Source organism: Rhizobium sp. PK7-22 (assembly GCF_056530405.1).
Window position 1 is genome coordinate 129,160 of record NZ_CP096513.1, and the last position, 16,493, is coordinate 145,652.

The 16,493-nt window shown below is 63.8% G+C and carries 15 protein-coding genes; 7 read left to right on the plus strand and 8 right to left on the minus strand.

What is annotated here, in order from left to right:
• Window positions 1-15 precede the first annotated feature (15 nt).
• Both M1E10_RS00695 and M1E10_RS00700 read right to left on the minus strand, forming a co-directional pair.
• A complete protein-coding gene (locus tag M1E10_RS00695) occupies window positions 16-909 on the minus strand; it encodes an ABC transporter permease (protein ID WP_499173102.1) in 894 nt (297 codons plus the stop codon).
• Entirely contained in the window at window positions 906-2,018 is a 1,113-nt protein-coding gene (locus M1E10_RS00700) for an ABC transporter ATP-binding protein (RefSeq protein WP_499173103.1), read from the minus strand. The genes M1E10_RS00695 and M1E10_RS00700 overlap by 4 nt, the downstream gene beginning before the upstream one ends.
• 195 nt (window positions 2,019-2,213) lie before the next feature.
• On the opposite strand from M1E10_RS00700, the gene M1E10_RS00705 reads away from it, so the two are divergent.
• The 5 genes from M1E10_RS00705 (at window position 2,214) to M1E10_RS00725 (ending at window position 7,535) form a co-directional block, all read left to right on the plus strand.
• The gene (locus tag M1E10_RS00705; protein ID WP_499173104.1) at window positions 2,214-2,900 is read left to right on the plus strand and encodes a GntR family transcriptional regulator; all 687 of its coding nucleotides are present in this window, start codon (window positions 2,214-2,216) and stop codon (window positions 2,898-2,900) included.
• 103 nt (window positions 2,901-3,003) lie between these two features.
• Entirely contained in the window at window positions 3,004-4,341 is a 1,338-nt protein-coding gene (locus M1E10_RS00710; protein ID WP_499173105.1) for an aspartate aminotransferase family protein, read from the plus strand.
• The gene (locus tag M1E10_RS00715) at window positions 4,338-6,050 is read left to right on the plus strand and encodes an acetolactate synthase catalytic subunit (protein ID WP_499173106.1); all 1,713 of its coding nucleotides are present in this window, start codon (window positions 4,338-4,340) and stop codon (window positions 6,048-6,050) included. The genes M1E10_RS00710 and M1E10_RS00715 overlap by 4 nt, the downstream gene beginning before the upstream one ends.
• On the plus strand, window positions 6,050-6,832 hold the full coding sequence (gene fabG, locus M1E10_RS00720) for an SDR family oxidoreductase (RefSeq protein WP_499173107.1): 783 nt from the start codon (window positions 6,050-6,052) through the stop codon (window positions 6,830-6,832). Before M1E10_RS00715 ends, fabG begins: the two co-directional genes overlap by 1 nt.
• A gap of 16 nt (window positions 6,833-6,848) precedes the next feature.
• Window positions 6,849-7,535 (plus strand): winged helix family transcriptional regulator, encoded by a 687-nt coding sequence (locus M1E10_RS00725; RefSeq protein ID WP_499173108.1) that lies wholly within the window; start codon window positions 6,849-6,851, stop codon window positions 7,533-7,535.
• Here the strand turns inward: M1E10_RS00725 and M1E10_RS00730 are convergent.
• Complete coding sequence (locus M1E10_RS00730) at window positions 7,532-7,765, minus strand: Y4oE-related protein (RefSeq protein ID WP_499173109.1); 234 nt, start codon at window positions 7,763-7,765, stop codon at window positions 7,532-7,534. The genes M1E10_RS00725 and M1E10_RS00730 overlap by 4 nt on opposite strands.
• 292 nt (window positions 7,766-8,057) lie before the next feature.
• On the opposite strand from M1E10_RS00730, the gene M1E10_RS00735 reads away from it, so the two are divergent.
• Both M1E10_RS00735 and M1E10_RS00740 read left to right on the plus strand, forming a co-directional pair.
• Complete coding sequence (locus M1E10_RS00735) at window positions 8,058-9,512, plus strand: NAD-dependent succinate-semialdehyde dehydrogenase (protein ID WP_499173110.1); 1,455 nt, start codon at window positions 8,058-8,060, stop codon at window positions 9,510-9,512.
• A 664-nt stretch (window positions 9,513-10,176) separates the two neighbouring features.
• Window positions 10,177-10,632, plus strand: coding sequence for a DoxX family protein (locus M1E10_RS00740; protein ID WP_499173111.1), 456 nt, complete (start codon window positions 10,177-10,179; stop codon window positions 10,630-10,632).
• A 69-nt stretch (window positions 10,633-10,701) separates the two neighbouring features.
• Here M1E10_RS00740 and M1E10_RS00745 read toward each other — a convergent pair whose 3' ends face one another.
• Genes M1E10_RS00745 through M1E10_RS00765 form a run of 5 tightly spaced genes read right to left on the minus strand, consistent with a single transcriptional unit; the run spans window position 10,702 to window position 16,432 of the window.
• Window positions 10,702-12,699 (minus strand): type IV secretory system conjugative DNA transfer family protein, encoded by a 1,998-nt coding sequence (locus M1E10_RS00745; RefSeq protein ID WP_499173112.1) that lies wholly within the window; start codon window positions 12,697-12,699, stop codon window positions 10,702-10,704.
• Window positions 12,696-13,724: a P-loop NTPase family protein gene (gene virB11 / locus M1E10_RS00750; protein WP_499173113.1), complete on the minus strand. Its 1,029-nt coding sequence runs from the start codon at window positions 13,722-13,724 to the stop codon at window positions 12,696-12,698. Before virB11 ends, M1E10_RS00745 begins: the two co-directional genes overlap by 4 nt.
• Complete coding sequence (gene virB10, locus M1E10_RS00755; RefSeq protein WP_499173114.1) at window positions 13,690-14,931, minus strand: TraB/TrbI/VirB10 family type IV secretion system protein; 1,242 nt, start codon at window positions 14,929-14,931, stop codon at window positions 13,690-13,692. The genes virB11 and virB10 overlap by 35 nt, the downstream gene beginning before the upstream one ends.
• Window positions 14,931-15,743, minus strand: a complete 813-nt coding sequence (locus M1E10_RS00760; RefSeq protein ID WP_499173115.1) for a TrbG/VirB9 family P-type conjugative transfer protein — start codon at window positions 15,741-15,743, stop codon at window positions 14,931-14,933. The genes virB10 and M1E10_RS00760 overlap by 1 nt, the downstream gene beginning before the upstream one ends.
• The gene (locus M1E10_RS00765) at window positions 15,740-16,432 is read right to left on the minus strand and encodes a VirB8 family type IV secretion system protein (RefSeq protein WP_499173116.1); all 693 of its coding nucleotides are present in this window, start codon (window positions 16,430-16,432) and stop codon (window positions 15,740-15,742) included. Before M1E10_RS00765 ends, M1E10_RS00760 begins: the two co-directional genes overlap by 4 nt.
• Between the last annotated feature and the right edge of the window lie 61 nt (window positions 16,433-16,493).

Here is a 16,493-nt window from a genome sequence, read left to right on the forward strand (position 1 = left end):
AGGGCAGCGTCGCGTTCAGTGGCCATTGGAAAACCCCTTGCTCAGTGCAACGACGCGTTGCGACGCCACGACGATCAACAGCGTGATGGCGAGCAGGACGGTGGACAGGGCCGCAGCGAAGGGCCAGTCGAGAACGACCGTCGTCTGCTGGCCGATCAGGGTTGCCATCAGCATCGATCCGGGACCGCCCACCAGTGCCGGCGTAATGTAGAACCCCAAAGCCAGCACAAAGCAGAGGACAGCGCCGGCAAAAACGCCGGGCAGGCTCAGCGGCAGTGTCACCGAGAGAAAGGCCCGGACTGGTCCCGCTCCCAGATTGGCGGCCGCGCGCGTCAAATCCTTCGGCAACATCCGCAGGGTCGAATGGATCGGCAGGATGGCGAATGGCAGCAGCACATGGGTCATCGCCAGGATCACTGCACCCTGGGTATAGAGAAGCGTGAGGGGGGCGTCGCTCAGGCCCGACGCCTGCAGAAGCGTGTTGACGATGCCGTTGCGCTGGAGCAGCACGATCCAGGCATAGGAGCGGATCAGGACCGAGGTCCACAGCGGGATAAGCACGCATGCGGCCGTGATCAGGGCTGCCTTGCCGCCGCGGCGCGCCATGGCGTAGGCGACGGGATAGCCCAGCAGCAGGCAAAGCAGGGCGACCGTCGCAGCCGTCACAACCGTTGCCCCCAGCACATCAAGATAGAGGCTCTCCTCGACGAGCCGCCGATAGGGAGCAAGCCCGGTAGAAAAACTGAGATCGACCAGCATGACCACCGGATAGAGGAAGCCGATGGCAAAGGTCAAAAACAGCGGCAGGACGAGCAACAGCGATGTCAGCGGTGCATAGCGCCTGGCGGAACGACCGCGGACGAAGACGGAGGCCCGGGACATGCGCGGGATGGCTGCAACCGTGCTCATGCTGCCCCTCCTTTGTCGTCGAAAAAGGCCCTGACCGTCTTGGCCGACAGGGTGAGCGCCACGGCGCTGCCTTTGTCGGGCAGGATCAGATCGAGAGAGGGAACCTGAACACGCACCGTCTGGCCGGTGGCGCAAAGGCGCACGAAGACCATGACGGTCGCTCCGGCAAACACCACGTTCTCCAGCCGCCCTTCAAGCGCCGCCGCGTGGCCCGCCGCGGGCGCGTTGAAGCCGATGTGCTCCGGGCGCACGGCCAGCTGCAAAGCGTCACCGGCGCTGAGGCCGGCTCCATCCTTGCTCGGCAGACGTGCGGTGACGATCTGGCCCGAGCCGATCTGCGCCGTCACGACATCGTCGGCAAGCGTCACGAGGCGGGCAGGGATAAAGTTGATGGATCCCAGGAAATCGGCGACGAAGGCGGTCTTGGGCTCGGAGTAGAGTTCACTGGGGCGGCCGATTTGCTCGATGCGGCCATCGCGCATCACCGCCACCCGATCAGACATCGTCAAGGCCTCGTCCTGGTCATGCGTGACATAGACCACCGTGGTGCCGAGATTTTCCTGCAGGCGCTTGATCTCAAACTGCATCGATTCGCGCAGCTTCTTGTCGAGAGCGCCCAAGGGTTCGTCCATCAAGATCACCGGCGGGCCGAAGATCAGCGCCCGTGCAACCGCGACCCTTTGCTGCTGCCCACCTGAAAGTTCATGCGGGAAGCGATCGGCGAAAGGGCGCAGCTGAACCAGATCGAGCATGTCGTCGATCCGGCCTTTGGTGGCGTGCGACCGCGAGCGGTTGCGCATGCGCAGCGGGAATTCGATGTTCTGCCGCACCGACATGTGCGGGAAGAGCGCGTACTTCTGGAACACCATCCCGATGTCGCGTCGATTGGGCGCCAGAAAGGTGATGTCCTTGCCGCCAACCCGGATCGTGCCTCTGGTGGGCATCTCAAATCCGGCGATCATCGTCAGAAGCGTCGTCTTGCCAGATCCCGACGGTCCAACGATCGAGACGAACTCGCCTGCCGCCACCTCCACGCTGGCGTCACGCACGGCCCATGCCAGGCCGTATTGCTTCTGGATGTCCTGAAGTGTCAGTCGCTCACCAATCACACTGTTCCCCCGCTTGTTCAAGATTGACTGTCGCGTCGCAGAAGCATCCTGTTTCCGTCGCCGACGGTGCCGGCCGCCGTGGTGACGAGCGGCGCCCGATCGGGTAGAGAAATGACGCGACAAACTTCGCAAAATCTTCGTATTTCTATTTTTGTTGCATCAAAAATCGTGGGTGTCAACGCACAGGGAGCCGAAATGGCGTCAGCAACAGCGGCAGACTGGAAAACCGGGCAGACAATGCGGCTCGGGGAAGCGGCCTATTTCGAACTGAAGGACCGTCTGACGCGCGGCGGCTATCGCCCCGGTACGAAGATGACGGTCCGTTCGCTTGCCGATGCATTGGGGGTCAGCTCGACGCCGGCACGCGACGCCATCAACCGGCTCGCGGCCGAAGGAGCGCTCGTCTACGCCGGACCCAAGACGGTGATCGTACCGTTTTTGAGCGAGGGCGACCTGCGCGAGGTGACGCTGATCCGCCTGGCGCTGGAGGGCCTGGCGGCGGAACAGGCGGCACCCCACTGCCAGGACCACCACATCGAAAAACTGCTGGAGATCCAGATAGACATCAATAAAAGCCTGGAAACAAAGGCCTACAGCGAGGCGCTGTGGCACAACAAGGAGTTTCACTTCCTGGTCTACAGACTGTCGGACATGCCGCACCTGATCGCGCTGATCGAGGCACAGTGGCTGCGCGTCGGGCCGTCGTTCTACGGCCTTTATCCGGAGTTCGCGGAAGCCCGCCAGGGCGTGCGCAACCACCAGATGGCGATTGAGGCACTGCAGGACCGGGACGCCAAGGCGCTACGCGCGGCATTCGAGAATGACATCCGCGACGGATACCGGCGCCTGCGCGCCTCGCTGCGCCAGGATAGCGCAAGCTGATCTGACTATTTTGTCATGACGTCTTGACCTCTGTCATTTTTGTTGCAACAAAAATCAAAGCCAACGCAAAGCTTTGGTATCGCCAGCAACAGGGGTCATGCACATGTCCATAGCAATGGCAGAGGTGGCGGACACATCGCGTCCGCGCTCAAGCGAACTCTACCGCCGCGGCCAGGCCGTCTTTCCAGGTGGAGTGACGCGCGCCACCATCGAGCGGGATCCATATCCGATCTATGTCGCCAGGGGAGAGGGCGCATTTGTCGTCGACGTTGACGGTCATCGGCTTCTCGACCTCAACAACAATTTCACCACCTTGCTGCACGGGCACGCCTTCGAGCCGGTCGTGGAGGCGGTGGCGCAGTTGCTGCGTTCGGGCTCTTGCTTTGCCAATCCCACGGAGCACGAGATCGCCCTTGCCGAACTGCTGGTGTCGCGCATCCCCGCGCTTGAAAAGATCCGCTTCGTCAACACCGGCACGGAAGCAGTGATGTTTGCTATCAAGGCGGCACGGGCTTTCACCGGCCGGCCGGCGGTGGCGCGGTTCCAAGGCGCCTATCACGGCGCCTACGACTGGGCCGAGGGGGAGCAGTACCGCCCGGCGCCGCGCGACAGCAACCAGGCCAGCGACGTGCTTCATCTTCGCTTCAACGATGTCGCAGGCACCCAGGCGGCCCTCAGCGAAGATGCCGGGCGGCTCGCAGCCGTGTTGATCGACCCGATGCCCAGCCGCGCAGGCCTGATTGCGCCGACGCGTGAATTCATCACCGGACTGATGAGCGTCGCCAGACAGCACGGCATTTTGATCATCGCCGACGAGGTTCTCAACCTGCGGCAGGGCTTTCGCGGCGCCTCGCACCGTTACGGACTGGAACCGGATCTGCTGACCGCGGGCAAGATCATCGGCGGCGGTTTCCCGATCGGTGCTGTCGGCGGTCGCAGCGACGTGATGGCCGTCTTTGGCGACGGCGCAACGTCCGCAGCGGTGTCCCAGGGCGGAACGTTCTCGGCCAATCCGGTGTCGATGCGCGCCGGCCTGGTGGCCATGGAGGCGGCCGACGAGCGGTGCTTTGCAGACCTGGAAACCAGGGGCAACGCGCTTCGGGCCCGGCTTTCCAGCATCGCAATGCAATCGCAGGCGCCGTTTTCCGTCACCGGAGCCGGGTCGCTGTTTCGCATCCATGGGACACGGCAGGTGCCACGCAGCTACGCCGACACCCTTGCCACCGAGGAAGAGCGAATACGGCTTCTGGCGCTGACGCGGTTCTTTCGCGCCCAGGACATCCTGCTGCCGTTTGGCGCTGCAGCCAGCCTCTCGACGGCGATGACCAACGACGATCTCGACCACGTCGCAAAGACCTTCGCGGCCTTTGTCGCCGACGCCGACAATGACGGTGACAGTGACAGTGACAGTGACAGTGACAGCAAGGAGACACAGCCATGACGTCCAATTCTCGGGCACAAACCGTTGCCGAGCGCGTGGCAGAGGGCCTGCGACGCCACGGCGTCGACCTCATCTTTGCCCAAAGTCTGCCCTCCGCCGTGATCCTTGCTGCCGAAGCGATTGGCATCCGGCAGATCGCCTACCGACAGGAGAACATGGGCGGCGCCATGGCGGATGGTTATGCGCGGATGTCACACAAGGTGGGCGTTATCGCGGCTCAGAACGGGCCGGCGGCCACCCTGCTGGTTGCGCCACTGGCAGAGGCGCTGAAGGCGAGCATACCGATCGTCGCGCTGGTGCAGGACGTTGAGCGCCACCAGACCGACAAGAACGCGTTTCAGGACCTCGACCAGATCGCGCTGTTCCAGTCGTGCACCAAATGGGTGCGGCGGGTGAACCTGCCGGAGCGCATCGATGACTATCTCGATGCTGCTTTCACGGCAGCCGCCTCGGGGCGGCCGGGGCCGGTGGCGCTGCTGCTGCCGGCCGATCTCCTGCGCGAGACCATGGAGGGCATCCCTTGTGCCCGCCGGGCCAACCTTGGCCACTGGCCGCTCGACCGCATGCGCCCCTCTGACTGCCTGATACATCAGGCGGCAGAGTGGATTACCTCGGCACAGGCTCCCGTGGTCTTGGCCGGCGGCGGCGTGCATGCCTCCGGCGCCGCTGCGATGCTGGCGCAGTTGCAAGAGACGGCCTGCCTGCCTGTCGCGACGACAAACATGGGGAAGGGGGCCGTCGACGAGCATCATCCACTGTCCCTCGGCGTCTTGGGCGCATTGACCGGCCCACGCGCCCTTGGCCACCAGACCAAGGGCTTTGTGGAGACCGCCGACCTTGTCATTCTGGTGGGAACGCGCACCAATCAGAACGGCACGGACAGCTGGCGACAGATCCCGCCGTCTGCCCGCGTGATCCACATCGACATCGATCCGGCGGAAATCGGCCGCAACTACGAAGCGCTGCGGCTGGCCGGCGACGCAGGCGAGACGCTTGCAGCGCTGTGCCGCGTCCTCGAAACCAGCGACCTGATGCACAGGCGCAACGACCGACGGCGTCTCGAGGTCAGCATTGCCGCATGCTGGCAGAGGTTTGAAGCGGCGCGCGCGGGTGTCTGGAACGCTACGACCTCGCCGCTGCGGCCGGAGAGGATCATGCGCGAGTTGCAGCCCTGGCTCAGCCGCGGTCTGACGGTGGTCGCGGATGCCAGCTATTCGTCAATGTGGGTGGCGGGACAACTGAGGCCCGGGTCCGGCGGCGGGCGATTCATCACCCCAAGAGGACTGGCAGGGCTTGGCTGGGGCCTGCCGTTGGCGATCGGCGCCAAACTTTCCGATCCGCACAAGCCGGTCGTGGCCCTGGTCGGCGACGGCGGCTTTGCCCACAGCTGGGCAGAGCTGGAGACGATGGTTCGGCTTGATATTCCGGTGGTCACCATCGTGCTGAACAATGGCATCCTTGGCTATCAGCGTGACGCCGAAACCGTCAAGTTCGGAAGCTATACCTCTGCCTGCCATTTCTCGCCGGTGGATCACACGCAGATTGCGAGGGCCTGCGGCTGCCAGGCGGTCCGCGTCGCCGATCCGGAGGATCTGGCCGCGCAGATCCACAGCGCCATCACCTCGGATGCACCTGCAGTCATCGAGGTGATGACCGATCCGGAGGCACATCCACCGCTGTCGCTGTTTGCGGCAATGGACGAACAGTGATGAGCGACCTTTACCCCGACCCCCGACGCGTTGCGGTGGTGAGCGGGGGCAGCAGCGGGATAGGACTTGCGACCGTGCGACAGTTTCTCGCCGACGGCTATCGGGTGGCCTTCTTCGCCTCGCATGCCGACCACGTGGAGGAGATCAGCGCGACACTGCAGCAGGAGTTCGCAGACGGCCGCGTACTCGGTCGTTGCCTTGATCTTCGCAGCGCCGTTGCCGTTTCCGACTTCTTCGATACCGTGACACATGCCTGGCGGCAGCCCGATACCTTGATTTGCAACGCTGGCATTTCGCCCAAGGGCGTCGCCGGAGCGACCAGCCTGGAGAGCGTTTCGCTTGCGGACTGGAACGACGTGCTGGCCGTCAACCTGACCGGATCCATGCTGTGCTGCCAGTCGGTTTTGCCGGCGATGAAGGCGGCGCGGTTCGGGCGCATCGTTCTCATCGGATCGATCGCGGCACGCACGACGCCAAAGATCGCCGGACCCGCCTATGTCGCTTCCAAGGCCGCACTCTCGGGCCTTGCCCGTTCCATCCTTATGGCCTGCACGGGAACCGGTGTGACTGTGAACGTGATTGCGCCTGGCCGGATCCTGACGCCGATGACCGGTTCGCCTCACTCGGCGCAAAACCAGGCGGCACTCCAGCGCATCCCGGTCGGCAGACTAGGACGTGCGGCCGATGTCGCCACGGCAGCCGCCTTCCTGGCGTCGGAGGCCGCCGGCTTCATCAACGGCGCCATCCTCGACGTCAACGGCGGCGAGTTCGCGCCCGTTTGAGCGACGGAGCATTTCGATGCAGACAGTCCTGGTCGGTACCGGCGACATCCAGCTTTTCCTGTTCCTGCGCCATATCCTCGCCAGCGAGGGTTTCGACGCGGCGCTGTGCAGCGGTATCGAGGAGATGTCGGTGCAGGCCAGCCAACGCGATCTGGGTGCCGTGGTGCTGGGATGGGAACCGCAAACGACGCGATCCCTGGACCAGTTCAGGCGCACCCTGCCGGGCGTGCCACTGATCCTGTTTGCCAGGGCGACCGAGGCCCAGCCCCACGGGCTGACGGCACCGGACCTTCTGCTATCGCGGCCGTTTGATCCTGCGGCCCTGATCGAGTTCCTGTCACGGCTTCGCCAACGCAACAGAAGCGCTCCCGTCGAACCCGGCGCCACGCTTCGATGGGATGACCTGCGCATGGATACCGCCGGCATGAAGGTGCAACGCGCCGGTCACCCCGTACCGCTGACGGCGCTGCAGTTTCGCCTGTTGCGCTGCCTGCTGGAGCAGCCGGCCACGGTGCGCGATCGCGAGACGCTTGTAAGCTGCTGCTGGCCGGCCGGGGCTGAAGTCGAACCAAGGACGGTCGACATCCACATCGGTCATATCCGACGCAAGCTGCGGGCGCACGGTCCCGACCTGATCCGCACCGTGCGCGGCGCTGGCTATGCCCTGGATCCGCAAAGCGCATCGGAGACCGGCTCGTGCTAGTGCTGGAGCCGTCGAAGGATATTGGCCCAGCGGCGGGTCTCGTCCGTGTCGCCATCGAACCAGGCATCGAGGCCGCAGAAGGCGACGGCGGTCGTCGCCTCATCGGCAAAAAGCAATCTCGCCTCTGCGGCGATCTCGCCTTCCTGTTGGCGGCTGACAACATCGTCCGGATCGTCGCGACGCGGCTCGTCGGCGTCCAAGGTCTTTGTTCTGGTTGTATCACGAGACACGTCACTCTCCCCGCGTCCGGCGAAGGAGATTGCTCAAATTGGCTGCCGGACGTTGGCGCACGCAGACCTTTGCACCAGCAAAGATCGTGCCGTCCCTGGCAGGGTGACGATGACAACAGTCTAGGTGGATTTGCCAAGCGCTGCAAGGCGCCCGTGATCTGCCTGCGGGTGGCAAGACTGAGCAGAGCCGGCCGCCGGCAGGGCCGCGAGCCCCCCAGCATAAAGCGGCTCTGGACCGGTCCGTGAGCCACAACACCCCCTGGAGCATCTCATCCCACGAAAGGACATTCCTATGCATCTGCACAACCCCGCACTTTTTCGGCAAGCCGCCTGCGTCGGCACCAACTGGGTCAACGCCATGCCGGGCCAGACGATTACGGTGACCAATCCCGCAACCTGCGAGGTCATCGGCCAGGTTCCCAATCTCGGCGCGGCGGAAACACGCGCTGCCATCGATGCCGCACAGACGGCGCAGAAAGCCTGGGCGGCACGCACCGCCGCCGACCGCAGCGCGGTACTGCGCAATTGGTTTGATCTGATCCTCGACAACAGGAGCGACCTTGCGCGGATCCTGACTTGCGAGCAGGGCAAGCCGCTTTTGGAGGCCGCAGGAGAAATCGACTATGGTGCAAGCTACATCGAGTGGTTTGCCGAAGAGAGCAAGCGCGTCTATGGCGACCTGATCCCGGCGCATCAGCCGGACAAGCGCATCATGGTTCTCAAGCAGCCGATCGGCGTGGTCGCCGCCATCACGCCGTGGAATTTTCCGATGGCAATGATCACCCGCAAAGCTGCCCCGGCGCTTGCGGCAGGATGTGCCATGGTGCTGAAACCGGCGGAACAGACGCCCTTCTCCGCGATCGCGCTGGCAGTGCTGGCGCAAGAGGCCGGGCTGCCGCAGGGGCTGTTCAGCGTTGTGACCGGATCGGCGCGCGAGATCGGTGGCGAGATGACCGCCAATGCGCGGGTGCGCAAGCTCACCTTCACCGGCTCGACCGAAGTCGGTGCCAAGCTCTACCGGCAGTCGGCGGCGACGATCAAGAAACTCGGTCTCGAGCTCGGTGGCAATGCCCCCTTCATCGTCTTCGATGACGCTGATCTGGAAGCGGCAGTCGACGGTCTGATCGTCGCGAAGTTTCGCAACAATGGCCAGACCTGCGTCTGCGCCAACCGCATCTACGTGCAGGACGCGGTCTATGATGCCTTTGCCGAAAAGCTGGCCGCGGCCGTGGCCCGGCTGGTCACCGGCAATGGATGCGACGACGGGGTTGTGCTGGGGCCGCTGATCGACCAAGCGGCGTTGGAAAAGGTCGAGGCGCATGTCTCCGACGCGCTGTCGAAAGGTGCCCGCGTGGTAATCGGTGGCAATCGCCATCGCCTTGGAGGCACTTTCTATGAGCCCACTGTTCTTGCCGAGGTCACCGCAGACATGGCGGTGGCGCGTGAAGAGACCTTCGGTCCGGTTGCACCGCTGTTTCGCTTCCGGGACGAAGCGAGTGTGATCGCGCAGGCCAATGACACCGAATTCGGTCTGGCGTCTTATCTGTATGCGCGCGACCTCTCGCGGGTGTTCAGGGTCGCCGAAGCGCTCGACTATGGTATGGTCGGCGTCAACACCGGATCGATCTCGACGGCGGCGGCGCCCTTCGGAGGCACCAAACAGTCGGGGCTCGGGCGTGAAGGGTCGCGCTATGGCATCGAGGAGTTTCTCGAGCTGAAATACATCTGCCTTGGCGCCATCGCGTGACGGCGGCGGATGACCGAGGATCGACCCGCGCAGCCAGAACACTGTCGTATTAGGTTCTTCGTAGAAATGCGATCTTTCGCCTTCGTGGTGGACGCGGCGTTCGGTCATGTCGGTGCCGGCGGCGCGGGCCAGGCAAAAGAAGCCGTACAAGATGAGGCCGAAGTTGATCCCGTATGAACAGCGGTCAAGTCGCGGCTGAAGGGATCACAGATGACCTCCCATCCGCAGTGACTGGAATATGAGCTCAGTTATGACCCCTTCCATAAAAATCCGAAATCAGATCCCGGATTGCTCACCCACGGTGTATCGGTCGCCGGGCTGGGGCTGGCGAGCCGGCTCGCAGGCGACGGCAAGGCAGCATTTTCGATCCTCGCATTGCGCACCTTATCGACTGCGCGAGGAAGGCGGCAATGCATGCCTTGCAGAAGATAGGCGAAGACACATCTTGGCGGTCGTGGCTGGATGTGCGCCGTCACCGGCGTTTGATGTGGTCATCTACTGTCCGCAGGCTTGCCCGTTGATCATCGTCACAGTTCCACTGACCTGCAACTGAGCGGCGGCCTCCCCACAGAGATCACGAACTTGTCAGTACATTGCGTGCAACACCCTCTCGACAGCATCGAAGGCCTGGCCAACAACACGCTTTTCAACAAGGAATATTGACATGACTGACTTCAATCGTCCGACGACCGCACCGCGCCTGATGGCACCCTCGCTCGCCAGGCTTTACCGTCCGCTCGAGCCGGTGGCCGAAACGGTGCTGCGCCTTGCCGCCGGTGCCCTGCTGGTCACCCATGGCTATGGAAAGATCCTCAATCCGTTTGGCGCCGCCGGAATGGTGGAAAGCCTCGGCTTCTACCCCGGCAGCCTGTGGTCATTGCTGCTGGCCTGTACGGAGTTTTTTGGCGGGATTTTCGTGGCAATCGGTTTCCTGACTCGTCCGGCAAGCTTTGCCGCCATGATCGTGCTGCTGGTGACGGTCTATTTCCATGGTGTCGTTCAGGGCGAGGGCCTTGCCGGTGCGGAGAAATCCATCCTGTGGACGGCGATCTTCCTGTTCTTCGCCGTGCGGGGATCCAACCGGTACTCGGTTGACGCAGCGCTTGGACGCCAAATCTAGCAAAACCCACAGGCGGGCACCAAACTGACCTTGATGGCGCCCGCCAGACTGCTCCTCACGGCGGCTCGATCAATCCGGCGTCTCCGGTCCGGCGGGATCGGGCACTGTTTGCGCAAGGATCTCGGCAATGCTGCGTCTGGCCGGCAAGTCCCGTCCGGTCGGAGCTCCCGTCTCGGCCAGGGCGCGCAGCCGTTTTTCAGACCGCTGCAACTTAAGTTCAAGCTCCCTTTGCCGATCCGACAGGTCCAGCTCCTCGAGGTCCTCGGTGGCGTCACGCTCGTGCGGCCACGCCTCGCTGAGCGAACCTCGAGCGGATGACGTCGCCGCCGCTGACCGGGGCGGGCTGTCCGGATCGGCAGTAGCGATACCGCTTGCCCGCCCGTATCCCTGATCGACCGCCGGCACCGGCAGCTGCGATGCAAGCTCGGTGGCAGAAATATCGGGCTGGTGAGCTAACGCGTAGGCGACCTGCGCCTTGAAGGGTTTGTGCGCGTAGCTGCGAAGCTTGGCAGCGAGGATCGGCTTTTGCCCCTCCACCAGCACCACCATGGTGTCGCCGGGCATCTGCCGGATTTCCTGCGGCATCATCAGGTCACGTTCGCGCACCTGTTCCACCCGGGTGCGGCGGGGAGCGGCAAGAAAGCCGAGGCTGCGGGTCTCGGAGCTGTATCGCAATGTCCTTTTGCCGAGCGCCCGTGACGCGTATTCGGCAGTTGCCTGATCGTTGGCGCCGAGGATCAATTGCAGCCCGCAATTGCCCAGCAGCGAATGGCGCGCGGTTTCGCCATAGAGCCCGTCAATGTTCTTCAGATCCTGGATGATGAAGGCGATTTTGATACTATAGCCGGCGACATAGGGCAGCTTGTTCATGAGCTCATCCATCTTCTTCAACTGCCGGAATTCATCGAGCAGGAAGAAGGTCGGCACCGCTCGTGGATCATGATCACGCGTGAGCAGCTCCATACTCTGCTGCACGAACAGCGTCAGCAGGGGGCGAAGGATGGTCATGTCGTTGATGCGCGGCGCCAGATAAATGGACACCGGCCGGCGGCGCATCGCTGCCAGATCGATGTCGGTGACGCTGGTGGCGGACACAACGCGCTCGTTGCGAAACGGCAGCATGGCCTTTTGGATATCCAGCAGCGCGGAGCGGGCAGCCCGTTCGTTCAAGGCGATATAGGCGTTGAAACTGTCCATTGTGAACCGCGACAGGTCGGGCTCCGTCTCCTTGATCCGGCGCATCAGCTCCTGCAGATCGACGCCGCAGTTCAGGAGAGCGTTGACCTCGCCGAGATTGCGCCGGTTGCGATAGTACGGACTTTCCAAGACATAGCTGATCACCCCGGCGATCACCTGCTGCGCGGTCGCCTGCCAGACGGCGTTTTCGGAGCCGGCGGTTTCGGGTATCAGGATGCTTGCCATGTTTTGCAGATCAATGCTGCGACTGCCGCGGTCGCTGCGCACAAAATCGAGCGGGTTCCAGCGGTGGCTGCGCGCGTCTCCCGGCGCAAACAGGAAGACGGAATGGCCCATAGCCTTGCGATAGCCAGCCGTGTGCGCAAAGATCTCGCCCTTCAGGTCGGTGATGATCATCGAGCCTTGAAAGCTGAGCGCATTGGGGATGACGTAGCCGACGCTCTTGCCCGAGCGCGTCGGACCGATCACCAGGTGGTGGCGGTCATCGTGGCGGCGCAGAATGCGGCGGCCCATGCAGCCGATGATGATGCCGTTTCGGCCAAACCACTGCCCGCGCCGCAAGCCGGCCACATCCTGGAAGGCGGCGTCGCCAAGTGGGTTCGACGGGCGCCTGAGCCCAAGCACAACCGCCGTAACGCTCACCGCCACAGCGGGCAGCAGCGCCAGCAAGGCGGTCAGCTGCAGTGAGCGGCTGCTCCAGAAGCGAAGCAGCTGCTGAAACGGGGCGAGCGGATGTGCAGCGAGCGTCAGCTGCAACATACGCCCATCCTGGTAGATCAGTTGCAAGACGATGCCGTAGCCGAGTGCCCAGACGCTACAGCCGATGACGCTGCAGACCAGGAGGTAGCCGAGGCGGTAGGCGCCGCTCATGGTGCCTGCCTTGCAAAGTAGATCTCCGAGACGCCGCGGCGCCCACCCTCGCGATGCAGCTGGATGACGATCGGGATCACCATCTGGATGTAGGACACCAGGTCCTGCTTGGAGTAGGCCGATCCCAGGCCCGCCTGCTGCGTCATCATCGCCAGCTGCTCATAGGCGCCAAGCGGGGTGTCGGCGTGGACGGTTGACATGCTGCCGGGATGGCCGGTGTTGATGGCGCGCAGGAAGGCAAAGGCTTCCGGCCCTCTGACCTCGCCGACAAACAGTCGGTCTGGGCGCATGCGCAAGGCTGCCTCCAGCAGGGATTGCACCGTCACCGCTGCGGTGCCTTGCTCGCCGCGCGAGGCCAGCAGATGTACGACGTTGTCCTGGGGCGGAGACAGCTCGCGAGTGTCTTCCAGGGTAATGACGCGCTCGCGCCGGTCGACGATCTTCATGCAGGCATTCATCAGGGTGGTCTTGCCGGTCGAAGTACCGCCGCTGATGAGCATCGACACCCGGTTTGCCACCGCCGTGCGAATGAAGTCATAGATCTTGTCGCCGCGCAGCAGATCGACCAGCCGGCGGTCGGCGTTGCTCAAGCCCCCGACGCAGACGGCGACCTTGTCGAGGCAACCGCCATCGCGATACTGCTCCAGCGTCAGCTCACTGATCACCTGCTTGCGAATCGAGAGAGCGCCGCCGTCGACGGCGGCCGGCGGCAGGATGATCTGCACCCGTTCGCCCGTCGGCAGGGCGGCACTGAGCAGCGGATGGGCGCGGCTGACGAATTGGTGGGTGGCGCCGGCAAGCCGCTCGGCGAGGTTCTGGATTTCCAGGGCCGTCAGGTCAGGGATCGGCTGATGTTGCATCTCTGCCATGCCGCGCCGCTCGATGAAGGCATGGCCGGGTCGATTGACCGAGATCTCGACGACCTCGGGATCGTCCAGGAGCGCCCGCAGCGGCTCCAGTGCCCGCTGCAGGAAATACGCCGCACTGGTCTCAACGGTGGCGGGGATCAAGGCTTTGGCGCTCATGCTGCATCTCCCTGATGGCTTCCTCGAGCGGGTCGGGATAAACGGTGGAGAAGTCGAGATCCTGACGGACATAGACGAAGATCCGCTCCCCCTGCTGGACATGGATGGTCGGCGGGATCTGCAGGTTTTCGGCCAAGGCTTGATTGGCCATGTCGGAAAAGGTCTCTGCAATGGTTTCGCGAGCCAGTTCAGTGCCGCGCGCAGCGTCGTCGCGACCGTCACTGCGGTCATATTGGCCGGCGCCGTAGCCGGTGAGATAGCTTGAGCCGGCACCGATGACCGACAGCAGGATGGCTGACCCGAAGCGTTCACGCCACTTGTTGTCGATCTGGCCCGTCAGGCCGGAGCGTCCGAGAGCGTCCGCGCCGATACTGACCAGCCGCACGGTGACGCCGTCGTCGCGCAGCAGCCGTGACCAGACCACGAAAATGCGCCTCTGGCCGCGGGTGGCACTGGCCTGGTACTCGCCGATCAGGCGCGTGCCCGCGGGGATCAGCACCCGTCGGCCGTCGAAGGAATAGACATCCCGGGAGACAATGGCGCGGATCTGTCCGGGAAGGTCACTGTTGATCGCCGTCTCCAGGATCCCCGGGATCAGCGTGCCCTGCGCCACCAGGGCATCCAGCCGCTCCAGGCGGTGCGCCGCGGCACTTTTATCCCGCACCGCCTGGGCTGCGGCTAGGAACTGGCTGTGGCGATCGTCGCCGGCAACCGCCGGCGTATCGCTCTCAACCCGCGCGTCGTCCCCGTCGGCGGCGCCTGTAGCCCCATCAAGGACGATCTGCTTTGACAGGTAACGGCTGGGGAAGTCCTCGTCCGGTACTTCAGGTTCGGCCACAGCGCCGGGCGCCGGTTGCGGTTGGTCGGGAGGCGGAGGGACCTCAAAGCGGCTCGGCTCCGGAGCAGGCGCGACCGGCTCTTCGGGCGGCGGCTCGGGCAAGCGCAGGATCTCAGGCTCGGCGTCAGGCTCCGGGTCGCGCTCGCGCAGAAACGACGGCGGTCGGAACCGGGTGGTGGTAAACTCCTCGTCGCTGCTGAGGCTTTCGACGGTGGGCGTCCGCGGCACCAGCAACAGAGCGTAGACAAGTGTCGCGCTGATGCCCAACAGTGCGGCGACCGTCCGCAATCGCCGTCGCCGGACCCGCTTGTCCTCGATTGCGGCAGCGTCGCCGGCGAGCATCGCCTGCAGTTCAGGGGAGCGCTGCATCAGTTGCCACTCCCAGGCCGGCGGTTTGCGCTGCGTTCTTGCTCGGGCGCCATGATGTCGGGGTCGGCGGCGCCAAAGTCGGGCTTGCGCAGGTTGAAGATGCAGATCCAGTCGTTGCCGTCGCGCAAGGTATACTGCGTCGCCGTGCCATCAACGACGAGATAGCCCGCTTCACGGCGCGCATTGGTCAAGGTTTCGCTGAAGTCATCGTTGACCGCGAAGATCGCCGGCACGGCTGCGGCAAACCGGAAGAAGGTCTTGTTGCCGTCGTCGAACACGATCGACGGCTTCAATCTGCTGTTGCCCGAAAAGGAATAGGCGAGATTGACATTGGTTTTGTCGAGGCCGGCAAGATTGGGAAAGGCGGTTCTCTCCTGCGCCTTGAGGCGCAAGGCGGCCTCGCGCTGTTTGTCGGGATAGACGAAGCGGATCGCAAACACCTGGCTGCCGGCCTCAGGCGCCTGGTCGTTGAGCTCCAGCAGATAGAGGCGTTTCGTGGTCACGACATTCATGTTGGTCTTGACGTTGCGGCCCTTCGGCTTGACGAACAGGATGTTGCCGCGCTCGGTGGGAACGACGTCCCAGCTGTCGCTGTCGCCGAGCGCGATGGTTTCGAAGACCTCGTCGGGATCAAAGACGATCATGGTCGAAAAACCATAGGTGGCAAACACCCGCACCACATCATTGTCGCGATAGACGATACTGGTGACCCGCGGATCGCGTTGTCCGCGCGCTGGTGTCTGCGCGCCAAGCACGCTGACGCTCGAAGAGGCCAAGACCAGAGCCGCCAGCAGGAAGGGTCGCGGTCTCATGGCGCGCCCTCCGTGACCGTCTCCTGGTCGCGACGATAGTCATAGACCTGGAAGCCGAGCGGATTTTCGAAACGCCAGGCGTTGGTGGCGGGCGTGTCGGTGTAGCGAAAGCGCACCACCGCGATCCAGTGGCGCGGGACCACCTGGGTGTCGGATTCCTCCACCGTGCTGAACCGCACGATCCCGGTGCTGGCATTGGGGAAGGTCACCGAGGCGATCTGGGTGGTGACGCGGGTGTCCTTGCCGTAGAGGCGCGCCGGATTGTTGGGGTTGGTGGCGCTGTAGAGCTCCTGGAGCGCCCGGGCGGCGCGGCCGGTCGACAAGAGCGCTGCAAGCGCGAAATTCTCCTCGATGGCAAATGGATCGTAACCTTCGCGCGCGCGGATGTAACGCACGATATTGGCCTGGGTGACGGCCTGCTGTTCCGTTAGATTTGTCGGTCGGGTAAGGCCGGATTTGACCTCAACGTAGCCGGTGTTTCGGTCCACCACCACCAGATAGGGTTCAAAGCCTTTCAACGGTACGAGCAGGGCAAGCGTCACCAGGCTGACGAGTGCGATGGCGCCAAACAGGATGGTGACCAGCCAGGCGAAGGCCTGTGAACGCTTGGCCCTGTTGACGACCTCCTGCTCCCAGATGTGACCGCTCTGGTAGTAGCTCACCAATCGCCCCTCGTCGGCGTCTTCCATCGCCATGCTCCTTGCGCTGCACGCGCTCATGGTCAGGCCGGTATGATCCGGCCACCATGCT